Source organism: Sporosarcina sp. NCCP-2716 (assembly GCF_023707985.1).
GTDB lineage: Bacteria > Bacillota > Bacilli > Bacillales_A > Planococcaceae > Sporosarcina.
Genome location: NZ_BRCF01000001.1, coordinates 478,111 through 493,883, shown reverse-complemented (window position 1 = coordinate 493,883; position 15,773 = coordinate 478,111). Strand labels below are relative to the sequence as shown.

Below are 15,773 nucleotides of genomic sequence, written 5' to 3'. Positions count from 1 at the left end.
ATGACACTCCTTATGGCAATTCGATCTTTTTCTTCTCCGATGATTCCTTGTAGAGGACGATCGTTTTTCCGATCACCTGGACAACTTCAATTCCATTTTCCTCACCGAGCAGTTGTGCAATCTCCTCTTTGTCCTGCTCGCAATTCTGCAGGACAGAGACTTTGATGAGCTCCCGTGCTTCGAGGGCCTCTTCGATCTGTTTGACGATCGGCTGTGTCAAGCCGCTCTTGCCGATCTGGAAAATCGGCTGCAGGTGATGCGCTTCACTTCTGAGGTAACTTTTTTGTTTACTCGTTAACATGGTCTTCCTCCAATTGTTGTGTTAATCGCCGGATCATGCCGGCGGTATCCGGTCTGATACCTGTCCACCGCTCGAATGCGAGAGCTCCCTGATGGACGAACATGCCGACGCCGTTCGTCGTCTCCGCCCCCCGTGCGCGGGCTCGTTTCAGGAATTCGGTCTCCAGGGGATTGTAGATGATGTCGATCACCGCGGTGCCTGGTTCAAGTGAATCGAGGCACAGGGGGACGCCCGCTTCCGAGTAGCTCATGCCGACCGTCGTCGTCTGGATGACGATGCCGAACCGGCCGAGCTGCTCTTCCGCTTCCTCGATGGTCAGAACAGCGGAACGGTCCAGTCTGCTGCTCAGCAGTTCTGCCCGCTCTCTCGTCCGGTTCGTGACCGTCATATGTCCGTATCCGTTTTCCTCAAGCGCGAATGCGATCCCTTTCGCTGCTCCGCCCGCTCCGATCAGGAGGATTTCATCGTTTTTACGATTGGGCCCGTAGACTTCCTCCAATGCCCGGACGAACCCGCTGCCGTCCGTGTTGGCGCCGGTCAGCGTCCCATCCGCTTCCCGGATCACTGTATTGACGGCTCCCATCCTGGCTGCCTGCCCATCGATCCGGTCGAGATGCGGCATGACGTCACTCTTATGGGGAACGGTCACATTCCAGCCGCTGCAGCCGAGCAGCCGCAGACTGCTGATGCCATCTGCCGCCGTACCGCGCGGGACACGGATCGGCACGTAGGACGCATCCAGTCCGTTTTCCTTCAGCCATTCATCATGCATGCAGGGAGACAGCGACTGGGCGATCGGATCCCCTATGACAGCGAACCATTGTTTCATCGGAATCCCCCTTACTTCAGATTAATGACGTGCGCAGCATTACATCGACCCCGCGCGGTGCGTGGACAGCGACCACGACATTCGCATGCTGCACCGTAATCCAGCCGAGTCCCGAGATGACGATATCGGTCTTCGGCTTCTTGACCGAAAACTCATGACGGACCAAGTCCGGGAACTTGTCGAGTGACTGTTCACTCGGCGGAGCGAGCATGCCGCCTCTATGGGTTTCATAGAGCATGTCCGCGTTCTCCAGTTTCGTGCGGTGGATGTTGAGCTCATTTGACGTATAGACAGTGAACGAGGAGCGTTCGCCCTGCAGGAAGTCGAAACGGGCAAGCCCGCCGATATACAGTGTCTGCTCTGCGTTCAGCTGGAATATTTTCGGTTTCAGCTCTTTTTTCGGGGTGATCGCTTTCAATTCACTCGGATCGAGATAATGCGCCATCTGGTGATTGTTGATGATGCCCGGAGTGTCGTAGATTGCTCTTCCGTCATCAAGAGGGATTTCCACCAAATCGAGCGTAGTACCCGGGAAATGGGAAGTGGTGATCACTTCTCCCGTGCCGGTTGCATTTTTAATGATCCGGTTGATGAATGTCGATTTGCCGACATTTGTACAGCCGACGACGTAGACATCCTGTCCTTTGCGCAGTTCCTCGATCCGTTCCAGCGCTTCCGGCACGCCCTGACCTTTCGCAGCCGACACAAGCAAAACGTCAGCCGGCTTCAATCCGAGCTTGGATGCGGCTTCCCTCATCCAATTGATCAATTTTGACCGTTTCACAGATTTCGGCAGGACATCTGCTTTGTTGCCGATCAGCAGAATATCCTTCTTCCCGACAAAGCGCTGCAGCCCATGGATCCAGCTGCCGTTGAAGTCGAAGATGTCGACGACGAGGACGACAAGGCCGCTGCGGTCGCCGATCCCGTTCAATATCGCAAGGAAATCATCGCCCGATAAGGAGACAGGCTGCAGTTCGTTATAATTCCGCAGCCGGAAACACCGCTGGCAGATGACTTCCTCTTTCTCCAGGGATGCAGGCGGTGCATAGCCCTCTTTCCCCGGCTGATCCGTCTGGATGGTGATGCCGCAGCCGATACAAGTTAGTTCCAAATCTATTCCTCCCAAGAAATCAGTCCTTTTTGTTTGAACTTCTTCATGATTCTCCGTTCGATCATCCGATTGATCTTCGTCATTTTGCCATCCGATTTCGCCACAGGGACAACGAGGATAGTATGGAGACCAAAGCGGTTGCCGCCGAGCACATCTGTCATCACCTGGTCGCCGATCATGACCACTTCATCTTTTTTCAGATTCATCTGGGTGAGGGCCAGCTTGAATGATTTCTTCAGCGGCTTCCTCGCAGCGAAGATGAAGGGCATGCCGATCGGATCGCAGAACGACTTGACACGCAGTTCGTTGTTGTTGGACAGGATCGTCACTTTCAGGCCTGCATCTTGCATCTCTTTTATCCAGGAGGCAATTTCAGGCGTCGCATCCGGCCGGTCCCAGGCAACGAGCGTATTGTCCAGATCCGTGATGATGCCTTTCACACCTTTTGCAAGGAGCGCCTCCGCTGAAAGCTGGTAGACATCCTTTACATACTCGTCTGGCAGGAAATTCTTGTACATCATATCCACTCCGTTACTGTGCGGTTTCGCACTCATTATATCATAACCGTAAGAGAACCTTCTAAGCCGGGGCTGCAGTCTCCTTGTCCGAAGAGGACAGCCCGTCCGCCAAATTCCACTGTGATACGCCAACTTCTGCCCGCATAGGATGTCAGACAACGACACAGGAGGTGGACCCATTGAGCGGCCTGGTACTGGCAATCGTCCAATTCTGGCTGGAAATCCCCGCTATGCTCGGATACATCCGCGGTCAGGCATTCAAACGCCCCCTTTCGAAAGAAGAAGAGGCGGAGTGCCTGAGGCGGCTGGCAGAGGGGGATGAAGACGCCCGTGATGAGCTAATCGAGCATAACATGCGGCTCGTTGCCCATATCGTCAAGAAGTTCCATCCGAAGCACGAACAGCTCGATGACTACATTTCGATCGGCACCATCGGTCTCATGAAAGCCATCGCCAGCTACACACCTGACCGGAAGACGAAACTCGCGACCTATGCTGCACGCTGTATCGAAAATGAGATCCTCATGTTCTTGCGGACCCAGAAGAAAACACAGAAAGACATCTCCCTGCACGAGCCGATCGGCACGGACAGTGAAGGGCAGTCGCTCGAGATCGGCGACCTGCTGCAGACGGACGACGAATCCCCGTTCGAGCATGCCGAATTCAACGAGCAGAAAGAGCGGCTCTACCGGCACCTGGACAAATTGGATGAACGGGAACTGGAGATCATCGTAAAGCGGTTCGGTCTGCACGACGATACGCCGATGACCCAGAAAGAGATTGCGGAGCAGCTGAATATTTCAAGAAGCTATGTCTCCCGGATCGAGAAACGGGCGATCGTCAAGCTCTATCAGCTGTTCAAACGCGAGCAGCCGGCAGACTGACGGCCTTCACGGATAAAAAGACGTCCCCAGCATTCGTACGCTCGCTGGAGACGTCTTCCTGATTCACTCAGTTCGCTCTAACTTCCCACATGATCACGCCGGCAAGAGCGGACATGATAACAAAAACACCTAACATCAGGAACAGCATACGATTTGCCTCCTCGCTCTAACGAATAATTAGTTTCATCCTATCATCAGTCTACCACGAAGTCACGAAAGTTTCGAGAGGACTTGTGCAACAACTTCCGAAGAATGCTGTGCAGCAGCCGGCAGGAATTCGTCGAATGACACCGAGGACTCTTTCCCTGCGATGTCCGAGAGAGCACGGATGACGACAAACGGCACGCCGAACGCGTGACAGACCTGTCCGACGGCTGCCGCTTCCATTTCAGCGGCGATGAGTTCAGGGAACTGCCCCTTCACGGTGAACACCCTTGCCGGATCGCTCATGAACACGTCCCCGGACGCGATCAGGCCCGCAGCGGAAGCATGCCTGCCGACAGACTCCACCGCTTCAGCAGCGAGCGCCAGCAGCCGCTCATCGGACCGGTATGTGACCGGGCCGCCCGGCAGCTGACCGAGCGCGTATCCGAACGCCGTGACGTCCGCGTCGTGGTGGGTGACGTCCGTCGAAAGCACTACCGTGCCCACTTCCAGGCCGTCGCCGATCCCGCCTGCGGAACCGGTGTTCAGCACCGCTTCAGGTGAAAACAGCTGAAGCAGGAGCGTCGCGGCGATAGCCGCATTCACTTTCCCGATGCCGCTCTGGACGAGAACCGCGTCACAGCCTGCGATCCTGCCTTCGTAGAACCGGCAGCCGGCAATCACGGTCTCTTTCGGCCCTTCCATCATTTCCTTCAGTATCGCGACTTCCTCTTCCATCGCACCGATGATTCCAATTGTCATGATCCTATCCCCTCATCCGTCTTGTTTAGTAGTTGAAATCGAGCGTGTTCAGTACATCCATCTGCACAGGTTTCCATCCTTCGCCATCCACCCATTCCAGATACACCCGGTATTTCTTCGATTTGTCTTTCGTCGACACGATGCCGATCGATTTTTGAGGGCTTCCTCCATTTTTGATCTTCCAGAAGATCAGGTCGTTCTCAGGCAGGCCTGTCGCGTAGGCAAGGGCCTGCTGCTTTTCCTGCCAGTCTTTCGATGTACCGTCATAGAGGGACACATGGCTGCCGGACTGTTCGGTGCCGATCGGTTTCCAGGACGAATTCGTCATCGTTTCGTCGACCACTGCATCTTCACTGGCGCTGTATGTAACGGTGCCTTCCTGCTTGGTATCTTCACCTGCGTCCTGCTGCTCATCTTCCGTTTCGTCCTTCACTGTACCTTCGGATGTTTCCTTGCCGGATTCGCCTTTATCGTCTGCTCCGTCTTTTCCGTCCTGCTCCGTATCAGCTTCCGCTTTGTCTTTGTCGTCCGCCGAATCATCGAGCAGCGTATTTTCTTCTGCTTTCGGATCCGTCACTGCCGCCTTTTCCTTGTCCGGACTGCTGCCGCCGCCGATGATCTTCACGCCGACCAGGATGATCAGCAGGACGACGATTGCAATCATCCAATTCAGCATCTTATTCGCTTTACTGTTTTGACGTTTCCGACGCACTCTTGAGAATTCCGGTTTTTGTCCGCTCATTTCTTTCATCTCCATTCCTCAATGCATCTATCGATTGGACGTCTGGATGCGGATGATGTTTCACGAAAAAAGCCGCCCCTCTTTAGAAGGCGGCATCTCTATGTCACTTCACTTCTGTAATCTCGACCTGCATTTCGCCGCCCGGTGTGATGATCTTTACCTTGTCGCCTTTTTTGTGGCCGAGGATCCCTTTCGCAATCGGGGAATCATTGGAGATCAGACCTTCCAGCGGATCCGCTTCCGCAGAGCCGACAATCGTATACGTCTCTGCTTCCCCGTCCGGGATCTCCTTAAACGTCACCGTGCTGCCGAGCTGCGCATCATCCGACACCGTAGCCTCCGAGATGATCACCGAATTGCGGATCATCGATTCCAGGCTGGAGATCTTCCCTTCGATGAACGCCTGGTCCTCTTTCGCGGAATCGTACTCCGAGTTCTCGGACAAGTCACCGTAGCTGCGTGCAATCTTGATGCGCTCGACCACTTCTTTACGCTTCACCGTCTTCAGCATATCAAGCTCTTCTTCTAATTTCTGTTTTCCCGCAAGTGTCATCGGATATTTTTTTTCAGAAACCATTTCCTCACTCCTCATTATGCAAAATCATCAAAATAATATGTCGCACCTAGGATAGGGTATGCGACATAGCGATTGTTATATGAATATCTGACAATATCATATTACAATTCATTACCAGAATCAAGAATTGTTTTTATTTTCGTTACCATCAGGTCTATGGCCACTTCGTTATGCCCGCCTTCCGGGATGATTATATCGGCATACCGCTTCGTCGGCTCGATGAATTGGTTGTGCATCGGCCGGACGACGCTCATGTACTGGTCGATCACCGATTCGATCGTCCGTCCGCGTTCGTTAATGTCCCGAAGGATCCTCCGGATGATCCGCAGATCCGCATCGGTATCGACGAACAGCTTGATGTCCATGAGATTCCGGAGACGCTGGTCTTCGAGGATCAGGATGCCTTCCAGGATGATGACGTCTTTCGGATCGATCGGAATGGTTTCCGACGATCGGGTATGGAGCGCATAATCGTAGACGGGTTTTTCGATCGCCTGCCGGATGAGCAGCTTTTCGATGTCTTCGATCAGCAGATCCGTGTCGAATGCGAGCGGATGGTCGTAATTCGTCGCAAGCCGTTCCTCGAATTTCAAATGTGACTGGTCCTTGTAGTAAAAATCCTGTTCGATCACGACAACAGAATGCTCCTTGAAAACGTGATGGATCTTTTTAGTGACACTCGTTTTCCCTGAACCTGAGCCTCCTGCAATCCCGATGACAAGCGGTTTCTGCGTTCCCATCTATCCAATTTCCTCCTCTGCCGGCCCGTTCGGCACGCTTAGTATTTCCGGGCGATTAAAATACCATCACCGACCGGAAGCAATGACGTCCGGAATCCGGGATGCGCCATGATCCATTCAGTGAAACTCTTCAGGTTGCGGATCATCGTACGGCTCCGTTTCGGGATATCCCCGTCTTCGAGGAATGCAAGCCCATGCATGAACATGTTGTCGCAATAGATGATGCCCCCGCTCGGTACGCACGGTTCGTATTTTTCAAAAAAGCGTTTGTACTGCCCTTTAGCCGCATCGATGAAGAGCGCATCATAATGAGGGAACGGAAGCTCACGGGTATCGAAGAGCAGCGCATCGTCATGGAATAAGGTGATGCGTTCCCCGAGATGCGCCTTTCCGATGTACTCCTCCGCTTTTGCATGCCGTTCGTCATCCCGCTCGATCGTCGACACGTGAAGGTCCTGGAACCCTTGAGCGAGGCGGATCGCAGAGTAGCCGATGGCGCTGCCGATCTCCAGCAGCCGGGCCGGCTGCTGGATCGTCAGCAGGCCGATGAATGTGTCCAGCCCGCTCCGGTCCATGATCGGCACCCGGTTTTCCTCGGCATATGCTTCCATTTCCTCGAGCAGCGGATCCGTCTCCCCTTCGAACTTCTTTCGGTAACTTTCGTAGGTTGTCATGCTGTTGACTCCATTCGTGCAGGATTACTTGCCGTCGATATACTGCGCCTTCAGCTTCAAGTGCTCGTCATACGTTTTGGCGAAGTGGTTCTTCCCTGTTTTATCAGCCAGGAAGTAGAAATAGCCGGTATTGGAAGGGTCGATGACCGCTTCGATCGATTCCGCGCCGGGAGCTGCGATCGGGCCGGGCGGCAGTCCTTTGTTCTGGTACGTATTATAGGCGTTTTTCACTTCCAGGTCCTTATGTGTCACCTTGTCCTTATGCTCGCCGAGCGAGTACAGGACGGTCGGATCTGTCTGAAGCGGCATATCCTCTGCCAGCCGATTGTAGAAGACGCTCGCGATGGTCTGGCGGTCCGCCTGGGCAGTCGCTTCACGTTCCAGGAGGGATGCGAATGTCAGCAGCCAATGGACCGATTTCTTCTTTTCGGCAAGCGTGTCGAGATACGGGGTCACATTCGCCTGCGTGCCCTCCAGCATCGTTTCGACAATTGTCTGGACAGTCGGCTTCTCTTCATAGAACGGGTATGTCGCCGGGAACAGATAGCCTTCCAGCGGGTGGCGGATCTCTTTGTTCTTCACTTCGTCGGTAATGATTTCAGGATAGGCAGCCTGCAGATTCTCGATTGTTGTATCGGCATCGATATAGGCCATGAACTCCTCTTTTGTGATCGCCGTTTTCGAGGCAACCCGTTCCGCGATCTGGTCGACGGTCAGTCCTTCAGGAATGGTCATCGTGAAGACAGGGGTTCTGTACACTTTTCCGGTTTTCAGGCTTTTCAGCAGTTCGTTCGGCGTCATAGCCGGCGAGAGTTCATACGTCCCGGCCTGGAAATCGGCTTCGTTGTTGACTTTCGCATAGTATTTGAAGATCTTTGCGTTTTTGACGAGTTTCTTTTCTGCGAGGATCTGGGAGATGGTGTCAAGGCCTGAACCGATCGGGATGTCCACCTTCACTGTCTTCTCCGTCCCTTCCTCCATCGGCTGCAGGGCGCCTGTTATGTATCGGTAGCCGAAAAAACCGGTGATTGCGACGATGACCAGCAGCGCCAATGCAATCCAGAACACAATTTTACGGACAACCCGCACTTCCTTCTTCTGCTCCTGCATCCGTTCGAACATAATTTCCTTTTTCGACCCCTTCGCCATCCGGGTGTCACCTCTTTCTCGTTGGATCACATGCATGTCAAAGCAGCAACTTGCCAGCAAAGAAAAAAACGGAACGGTGTGCACCGTTCCGTCCGTGCGCGTATGGCTTACTCTTCTTCTTCTTCTTCCTGCTCGTCCAGGAATGTACCGAATACTTCTTCGATCATTTCCCACTCTTCGTCGGATTCGACAGGCATCAGGTCGCCGTCTTCGCCGTCTTCCGATGGTACGAAGCTCGACGCGAAGATCTCAATCTCTTCGTCATCGTCTTTCGGCTCGTCGCCGAGGACGTGATAGAGGACGTACGATTTGCCGTAGTCTTCCGATTCAAATGTGAAAATAACCTCGCATACGTGCTCGGTGCCGTTTTCATCGACGATTGTCATTGTTTCCATTCCGTGTTCCATATGATCACCTCATCTAGTTTTTGGAGTCAAGAAATCCTTGGAGGATCATGACTGCGGCCATCTTATCGATGACGGTCTTGCGTTTCTTGCGGCTTACGTCCGCTTCGATGAGCGTCCGTTCGGCTGCCATTGTCGTCAGGCGCTCGTCCCAAAGAACAGCTGGCAGGCCGAATTTCGCTTTCAGCATTTCGGCATACCGCTCGGATGCTTCCGCCCTTGGTCCTGTGGAATTGTCCATGTTTTTCGGGTAGCCGACGACGAAGGAACTGACATTATGCTCTTTCACAAGTTCTTTCATGCGTTTCATGCCGAAGTTCCCGGCACTCTCATCGATCTTGATCGTTTCGATTCCTTGCGCTGTCCAGCCAAGGGCATCACTCACCGCGACGCCGACTGTTTTGGAGCCTACATCCAGCCCCATCGTCCTCACTTCTGGCTGCCTCCGTTTTCACGGATGTAGAACTTGACCAATTCCTCCAGTATTTCGTCCCGTTCCAATTTGCGGATCATGTTTCGTGCATCCTCATGACGCGGAATATAAGCAGGATCGCCTGACAGCAAGTAGCCGACAAGCTGATTAATGGGATTGTATCCTTTTTCCTCCAGTGATTCATAAACATGGAGCATAACCTGTTTTACTTCCTGCTCCATCGATTCTTCAGGAAAATTGAACTTCATCGTTTTGTCATATGAACTCACAATCGACACCCCGCTTTCAATTCATCCGACCAGCCGGCCGGACACTGGTTTTCATCCCTCTACCCGGCGGCTGAATTCAGTTAAACAGATTTGACATAATCATACACGGAAAGCAGCGCTTCATCAAGTTTTGAGGCGTCTTTTGCTCCGGCCATCGCCATATCCGGCCGGCCGCCCCCTTTTCCGCCGCAGAGTGATGCGGCATAGCTGACGATCTTGCCCGCATGCTGCCTGCCTTTCAGGTCTTCGGTCACTCCGGCGGCGAGCATGACTTTCCCGTCGGCTGCAGATCCGAGGACGATTACCCCTTTTTCGACTTTCTGTTTCAGTTCGTCGATCATCTGACGCAGTGCATTGTTGTCTTTCGCGTCGACACGTGCGGCGATCACCGTCATGTCGTCGACCTGCTTTGCAGCTGTCAGGACGTCCGTCAGCTGGCTGTTGCCGAGTTTCGCTGTCAGGGAATCATTCTCCCGCTGCAGCTCCTTGTGATCCGCCAGCAGAGATTCCGCTTTCGCCGCCACTTCTTTCGGCTTTGTCTTCAGCACGGAAGCCGCTTCGGTGAGGACAGCTTCCTCTTCCTTGAACGAACGGTATGCCTGCTTCGCAGTGACCGCTTCGATACGGCGTGTGCCCGCTCCGATGCCGCCCTCGGACTCGATCTTGAAGATGCCGATATCACCGCTCGCATGGACGTGACAGCCGCCGCACAATTCAAGCGAATAGTCCCCGACGGATACGACGCGGACGACGTCTCCGTATTTTTCTCCGAACAGCGCCATTGCTCCCATGTCCTTCGCTTCTTCGATCCCTTTCTGCTCGATCGTCACCGGGATGTCCTCCCAGATCTTTTCGTTGACGAGCTGTTCGATCTGCTCAAGCTCCTCTTTCGTCACTTGCCCGAAATGGGAGAAGTCGAAGCGCAGGCGGTCCGGACCGACGTATGACCCCGCCTGGTTGACATGTTCGCCGAGGACGATTTTCAGGGCGCGGTGAAGCAGGTGGGTCGCCGTGTGGTTTTTGACTGTCAGTGCACGATCCGCACGGTTCACTTGCGCACGGACGAATGTCATCGGCGACACCTCGCCGGAACGGATGACCGCCGTATGCAGGTGCTGACCGTTCGGCGCCTTTTTCACGGATGTCACGTCTGCTGTGAACGAGTCGTTCGCGACCGTCCCTCTGTCAGCGATCTGTCCGCCGCTTTCCGCATAGAACGGTGTCCGGTCGAGGAGGAACTGGATCTCTTCCCCTTCGGATGCCCGGTCAGCCAGTTGGCCGCCTTTCAGCAGGACGGTGATCTTCGACTCGCTTTCCAGCTGATCATAGCCGATGAATTCACTCGGTTCGTGGAGTTCCCCGAGAACACCCGACTGGACGTGCATCGAGTCGACGTCCTGACGCGCGCTCCGTGCACGGTTCCGCTGTGCTTCCATTTCTTCGCGGAACCCTTTTTCATCGACCGCGACTCCTGCTTCCTCTGCGAATTCCTCGGTCAGTTCGAACGGGAACCCGTACGTATCGTACAGACGGAACGCATCAGCACCCGAGACGACCGGCTGTGCATCGAGTTTCGCTTTGTCCAGGATGCCCGTCAGCAGGTGCAGCCCTTCGTTCAGCGTCTCGTGGAACCGGTCTTCCTCATTTTTGACGACCTTCATGATGAATGCCTGTTTCTCTTTCACCTGCGGATAGAAATCAGCCATCTTGTCCGCGACGACAGGCACGAGGTCATACATGAAGGGACGGTTGATGCCGAGCTGTTTCGCGAAGCGGACCGCGCGGCGCAGCAGGCGGCGCAGCACATAGCCGCGTCCTTCGTTCGAAGGCAGCGCCCCGTCACCGATCGCGAACGCAACAGTCCGGATATGGTCGGCGATCACTTTGAAGGCTGTATCCTTTTCAGCGTTTTCGCCGTACGTTTCACCGGATACTTCTTCCACTGCCCGGATGATCGGCAGGAACAGGTCCGTGTCGAAGTTGGTCGGCACTCCTTGGATAACGGACGCCATCCGTTCGAGACCCATACCCGTATCGATGTTCTTCTTCGGCAGCGGGGTATAGGTGTTGTCCGGATTATGGTTGAATTCCGAGAACACTAAGTTCCAGATTTCAAGGTAACGTTCGTTTTCACCGCCTGGATACAGCTCCGGGTCTGTAAAATCGTCGCCGTAAGACGGACCCCGGTCGTAGAAGATTTCGGAGTTCGGGCCGCTCGGTCCTTCCCCGATATCCCAGAAGTTGCCTTCCAGACGGATGATCCGATCTTCAGGAATCCCGACTTCGTCTTTCCAGATCAAATACGCTTCCTCGTCTTCCGGATGGATCGTCACGGAGAGCAGGTCGCCGTCGAAGCCGATCCAGTCAGGGTGCGTCAGGAACTCCCAAGCATACAAAATCGCTTCTTTTTTGAAGTAATCACCAATCGAGAAGTTGCCGAGCATTTCAAAGAACGTATGGTGCCGTGCGGTTTTCCCAACGTTTTCGATATCATTCGTACGGATCGATTTCTGGGCGTTGACGATTCGCGGATTGGTCGGCACGACACGGCCGTCAAAATATTTTTTCAGTGTGGCGACACCGCTGTTGATCCATAACAGGGAGGCGTCATCGATCGGGACGAGCGGTGCGGACGGCTCGACTCCGTGGCCTTTCGACGTAAAGTAATCCAGGAACAGTTTGCGTATTTCGGATGCGGTTAGTGACTTCAATTCAATTCCTCCTCGTATGAATGGACAGATGGGGATTGCGGCGCCAAAACAAAAAACTCCGCCCCTGGAAAAGGGGCGAAGCTGAGTTCACGGTACCACCCTCATTGCCGTCGGTCTTGCTGACGGCATCTTGAGTTGCTTTAACGCAGCAGACGGCAGGGTTTCACCTGCACTCCGGAGCAGCTTTCAACTTGTGCGGCATGAGCATCCTTCCAGCCTTGGGATGCCTTTCTGGTCATGCGGTGCACCGTCTACTTTCTCCATCGTCGAATTGTGTATGCCAATCTACTCTGCATTATAAGGAAGACGGGGCACGTTGTCAATCGGCCGTCTCCAGGAAGTCATACGGACTTACATCCTCCATGCCGATCAGCGGATCGACGAGCAGGATCGTCGCTGTTGTCAGTTCTTCGGGCACCGGCTCCTCTGTATCCCGCTCCCCTTCTGCTGAAGGGACCTCGGGGACTGCTGAAGGTTGCGATGCCGCAGATTGCGCAGCTGGAGCAACCGCTTCTGCCGGTCTTTCCGCCGCCTTTTCCCTCTCTCCCGTTTCGGCTGGCGATGCGGGAGACTCCCCGCGCAGCCGCTCCTTCAGTGTCGTCTGGCGGTCGCGCTCATCCAGCCGGTTGATACCGTCCTGGAATTCTGCCGGGCTTCCACAGAGGATCAGGAAGTTCTTCGCACGCGTGATGCCGGTATACAGCAAGTTGCGCCGCAGCATTTTCCGGTGGCTGCGGACGATCGGCATGATGACTGTCGGGAATTCGCTGCCCTGCGATTTATGGATCGAACAGCAATAAGCAAGTGTCAGCTGGTTCAGGTCAGGCCGTTCGTACGTCACTTCGATCCCGTCGAACGAGACGACCATGAGATCCTTCTTTTCGATCGTCTCTTTCGCTTTCAGGATCGCGATGACTTCCCCCATATCGCCGTTGAAGACGTTGCTTTCCGGCTGGTTCACGAGCTGCAGCACCCGGTCGCCGATCCGGTAGACGACTTCGCCGAACGTGACTTCCTTCCGGCCGGCAGCAGGAGGATTCACCATTTCCTGGATGACCTGGTTGAGCGCATCAATCCCTGCCGGCCCCTTGTACATCGGCGCAAGCACTTGGATGTCCTTGATCGACTGGCCTTTTGCGATCGCATTGCTGACGATCTGGCTGACGACCGCCGTCACCTGCTCTGCATCCGTCCTGATGAATGACCGGTCGCCGGTTTTCTCAGTCAGGCTGCCGAGCGCCTCGGACCGTTTGATGGCATGTGCAAGTTCAATGATTGTTGAACCTGCACTCTGCCGGTAGATCTCCGTCAGTTCGACGACAGGGACAACACCGGACTCGAGGAAGTCCCGCAGTACTTGGCCCGGCCCGACGGAAGGCAGTTGGTCCTGGTCACCGACGAACAGCACTTGAGCACTGTCATCGACCGCTTTCAGCAGCTGATGGGCGAGCCACGTGTCCAGCATGGACGCTTCGTCGATGATGACGAGTCCTGCCTGGATCTCCCGTTCGGTCTCCTCTTCCTTTTCCTGCCCGGTGAATCCGAGCAGCCGGTGGATCGTCATCGCAGGCAGCCCGGTCGACTCGGAGAGACGCTTCGCCGCACGTCCCGTCGGAGCCGCCAGGACGATCGGGAACGGTTCTTCCTTTTTCGCATACTCTTTCGGATCGAGTGACAGTCCATGCAGTTCCGCATACACTTCGACAAGCCCCCGGACGACCGTCGTCTTACCGGTTCCTGGCCCACCTGTGAGGATCATCGCAGGCGAATTGAGTGCTTGTTCGATCGCTGCCACCTGCGTCTCGGCATAGCTGACTTCGAGACGTTCTTCCGTTTCTCCGATCGCTTTCCGTATTTCAGACGAAGGGAACGCGCCGCTCCGTTCCTGATCCATGATGCGTTCCATCTTGGATGCGATGCCGAGCTCCGAAAAATAGAGCGACGGAAGGTACAGGCGGCGCTGTTCGGCGCTGAGCCGGCTTTCCTCGACGAGCATGACGACCGATTCGGAAATCAGTTTGTACGGGATCTCCGCCGGCTGGCTCGTCTCTAGGAGCCGCTTCACTTCCGGCAGCACCTGCGCTGCGTCCAAGTAGACATGCCCAGAGGAAAGCGTCGCGGTGTTCATCGTATGGAGGATGGCTGCCTGGATCCGGGACGGATGTGTGCCGGTTATGCCGAGCTGGCGGCCGAGTTCGTCGGCGCGCTGGAATCCGACACCTTCCACGTCCTCGATGAGCCTATACGGATTCTCCGTCAGCAGCTCGATCGTATCTTCGCGGTATGTCTGGTAGATGCGCATGGCGATCTGCGGGCCGAATCCCCATTCGTTCAGCCGGACGATCGTCCGCTCGAGCCCGAGGTTTTCGCGCAGCACTGTCACGAGCGTGGTTTTCTTTTCGGCAGTCAGCCTCGGGACTTCATCGAGCACTTCTTCGTTTTCCAGGATTTTGCGGATCGCCTCCTGGCCGAGGTGCTGGATGATCGTTTCCGCCGTTTTCCTGCCGATCCCGGGAAACAGATCCCCCGACAAATAATGGATGAGCCCCGTCTCGGTACCCGGCAGTTCCTTCTGAAACGTCTTGACGTCAAACTGCTGCCCGTACGTCGGGTGGGTGATCAGCCTGCCCGTGAACCGGTAGTCCTCTTCTTCGGACAGCCTCGGGAAGCTTCCTTTGACGACAATCTCTCTGCCTTCGAACGGGCAGTTCGTCTTCTTCACTTTCAATTTGGCAATCGTGAATAGACTGTCCGGGTTATGGAAGATCGTCACGACTGCCCTGCCGATCAGAAACGGCTCCTCTTGTCCCGGTGCTCCGGCTTGTTCCATCATCTGTCACCTCATTCACCGTCTTGGCTGTTTTCTGCTCCCATCTGGATCATGTCATAGATGTATCTCGCCTGCACCTGATCGGGATCGATCGTGAATGCCTCCTTCAGGTGATACAGCGCGGATTCCCTGTCTTCCGTCGATACGGCATAGAGGAAGCCGAGGTTGAAGTGGGCGTCCGCATTGGTTTCATCTGCCTGGAGGATGGTCTTGAACTCGGCTTCCGCCAGATCATAGACCCCTTCGTTCGCGAGCAGGATGCCGTACGACAGACGGATCTCCAGATCATCGGGTGCCAGCTCCATTGCGCGCTGCATGTAAGGCAGCCCGAGTTTCCCTTTGTCCGACCGTTCGAGACTTTTGCCGAGCATATAGTAGGCGTCGGCTTCATTCACGCCTGCCTGGATTGATTTCTCATATAAAGTTGCCGCCTCGTCATAGCGTTCCTGATTAAAATACAAGTTCGCCAGCCCGTAGAAAGCCGTTCCCATGTGGGGATCGAGGACGAGCGCCTTCTGGAAGAACGGTTCCGCTTTTTCGGTGTCGCCGATGGAAGCGAATACGTTGCCGACATTCACGTAGCCGACCGGATCATCAGGGGCTTCTTCTGCCGCCCTGATGAATTTCGCGACTGCTTTTTCAAAGTTTCCTGCTTCAAGCGCCTGGATGGCTTCTTCGTTATGCCCCACAGT

The 15,773-nt window shown here is 54.8% G+C and carries 17 protein-coding genes; 1 reads left to right on the top strand and 16 read right to left on the bottom strand.

What is annotated here, in order from left to right; all coding sequences use genetic code 11:
• Nucleotides 1–10: 10 nt before the first annotated feature.
• The 4 genes from yhbY to NFU03_RS02540 are packed head-to-tail and all read right to left on the bottom strand — an operon-like array spanning nucleotide 11 to nucleotide 2,762.
• Nucleotides 11–301 carry a ribosome assembly RNA-binding protein YhbY gene (gene yhbY, locus NFU03_RS02555; protein ID WP_251635854.1) on the bottom strand — a complete coding sequence of 97 codons (291 nt, stop codon included), beginning with the start codon at nucleotides 299–301 and terminating at the stop codon, nucleotides 11–13.
• Nucleotides 288–1,130, bottom strand: a complete 843-nt coding sequence (gene aroE / locus NFU03_RS02550) for a shikimate dehydrogenase (protein WP_251635852.1) — start codon at nucleotides 1,128–1,130, stop codon at nucleotides 288–290. Before aroE ends, yhbY begins: the two co-directional genes overlap by 14 nt.
• Nucleotides 1,131–1,146: 16 nt before the next feature.
• Complete coding sequence (yqeH, locus tag NFU03_RS02545; protein WP_398289708.1) at nucleotides 1,147–2,250, bottom strand: ribosome biogenesis GTPase YqeH; 1,104 nt, start codon at nucleotides 2,248–2,250, stop codon at nucleotides 1,147–1,149.
• The gene (locus tag NFU03_RS02540) at nucleotides 2,247–2,762 is read right to left on the bottom strand and encodes a YqeG family HAD IIIA-type phosphatase (protein ID WP_251635848.1); all 516 of its coding nucleotides are present in this window, start codon (nucleotides 2,760–2,762) and stop codon (nucleotides 2,247–2,249) included. Before NFU03_RS02540 ends, yqeH begins: the two co-directional genes overlap by 4 nt.
• A 179-nt stretch (nucleotides 2,763–2,941) precedes the next feature.
• On the opposite strand from NFU03_RS02540, the gene sigK reads away from it, so the two are divergent.
• Nucleotides 2,942–3,646, top strand: coding sequence for an RNA polymerase sporulation sigma factor SigK (gene sigK / locus NFU03_RS02535; RefSeq protein WP_251635845.1), 705 nt, complete (start codon nucleotides 2,942–2,944; stop codon nucleotides 3,644–3,646).
• A 210-nt stretch (nucleotides 3,647–3,856) separates the two neighbouring features.
• Here the strand turns inward: sigK and mtnN are convergent, their stop codons facing one another.
• The 12 genes from mtnN to NFU03_RS02475 all read right to left on the bottom strand — a co-directional run bounded on the left by mtnN (nucleotide 3,857) and on the right by NFU03_RS02475 (nucleotide 15,770).
• Nucleotides 3,857–4,552: a 5'-methylthioadenosine/S-adenosylhomocysteine nucleosidase gene (mtnN, locus tag NFU03_RS02530; protein WP_251635843.1), complete on the bottom strand. Its 696-nt coding sequence runs from the start codon at nucleotides 4,550–4,552 to the stop codon at nucleotides 3,857–3,859.
• Between the two features lie 25 nt (nucleotides 4,553–4,577).
• Nucleotides 4,578–5,294, bottom strand: coding sequence for a YrrS family protein (locus tag NFU03_RS02525; RefSeq protein ID WP_251635841.1), 717 nt, complete (start codon nucleotides 5,292–5,294; stop codon nucleotides 4,578–4,580).
• 103 nt (nucleotides 5,295–5,397) lie between these two features.
• Nucleotides 5,398–5,871 (bottom strand): transcription elongation factor GreA, encoded by a 474-nt coding sequence (gene greA, locus NFU03_RS02520; RefSeq protein ID WP_251635839.1) that lies wholly within the window; start codon nucleotides 5,869–5,871, stop codon nucleotides 5,398–5,400.
• A 101-nt stretch (nucleotides 5,872–5,972) separates the two neighbouring features.
• Nucleotides 5,973–6,611, bottom strand: coding sequence for a uridine kinase (gene udk / locus NFU03_RS02515; protein ID WP_251635837.1), 639 nt, complete (start codon nucleotides 6,609–6,611; stop codon nucleotides 5,973–5,975).
• Nucleotides 6,612–6,649: 38 nt separating this feature from the next.
• The gene (locus NFU03_RS02510; protein WP_251635835.1) at nucleotides 6,650–7,285 is read right to left on the bottom strand and encodes an O-methyltransferase; all 636 of its coding nucleotides are present in this window, start codon (nucleotides 7,283–7,285) and stop codon (nucleotides 6,650–6,652) included.
• 24 nt (nucleotides 7,286–7,309) lie between these two features.
• Nucleotides 7,310–8,434, bottom strand: a complete 1,125-nt coding sequence (gene mltG, locus NFU03_RS02505; protein WP_251635833.1) for an endolytic transglycosylase MltG — start codon at nucleotides 8,432–8,434, stop codon at nucleotides 7,310–7,312.
• Between the two features lie 107 nt (nucleotides 8,435–8,541).
• Complete coding sequence (locus NFU03_RS02500; RefSeq protein ID WP_251635831.1) at nucleotides 8,542–8,841, bottom strand: DUF1292 domain-containing protein; 300 nt, start codon at nucleotides 8,839–8,841, stop codon at nucleotides 8,542–8,544.
• A gap of 13 nt (nucleotides 8,842–8,854) precedes the next feature.
• Nucleotides 8,855–9,271, bottom strand: coding sequence for a Holliday junction resolvase RuvX (gene ruvX, locus NFU03_RS02495; protein ID WP_251635829.1), 417 nt, complete (start codon nucleotides 9,269–9,271; stop codon nucleotides 8,855–8,857).
• A complete protein-coding gene (locus NFU03_RS02490; protein WP_251635827.1) occupies nucleotides 9,268–9,540 on the bottom strand; it encodes an IreB family regulatory phosphoprotein in 273 nt (90 codons plus the stop codon). The genes ruvX and NFU03_RS02490 overlap by 4 nt, the downstream gene beginning before the upstream one ends.
• A gap of 80 nt (nucleotides 9,541–9,620) precedes the next feature.
• Nucleotides 9,621–12,251 (bottom strand): alanine--tRNA ligase, encoded by a 2,631-nt coding sequence (alaS, locus tag NFU03_RS02485; RefSeq protein WP_251635824.1) that lies wholly within the window; start codon nucleotides 12,249–12,251, stop codon nucleotides 9,621–9,623.
• A gap of 319 nt (nucleotides 12,252–12,570) precedes the next feature.
• Nucleotides 12,571–15,084, bottom strand: coding sequence for an SF1B family DNA helicase RecD2 (recD2, locus tag NFU03_RS02480; protein ID WP_398289607.1), 2,514 nt, complete (start codon nucleotides 15,082–15,084; stop codon nucleotides 12,571–12,573).
• Nucleotides 15,085–15,092: 8 nt separating this feature from the next.
• Nucleotides 15,093–15,770 (bottom strand): tetratricopeptide repeat protein, encoded by a 678-nt coding sequence (locus NFU03_RS02475; RefSeq protein WP_251635822.1) that lies wholly within the window; start codon nucleotides 15,768–15,770, stop codon nucleotides 15,093–15,095.
• Nucleotides 15,771–15,773: the final 3 nt, after the last annotated feature.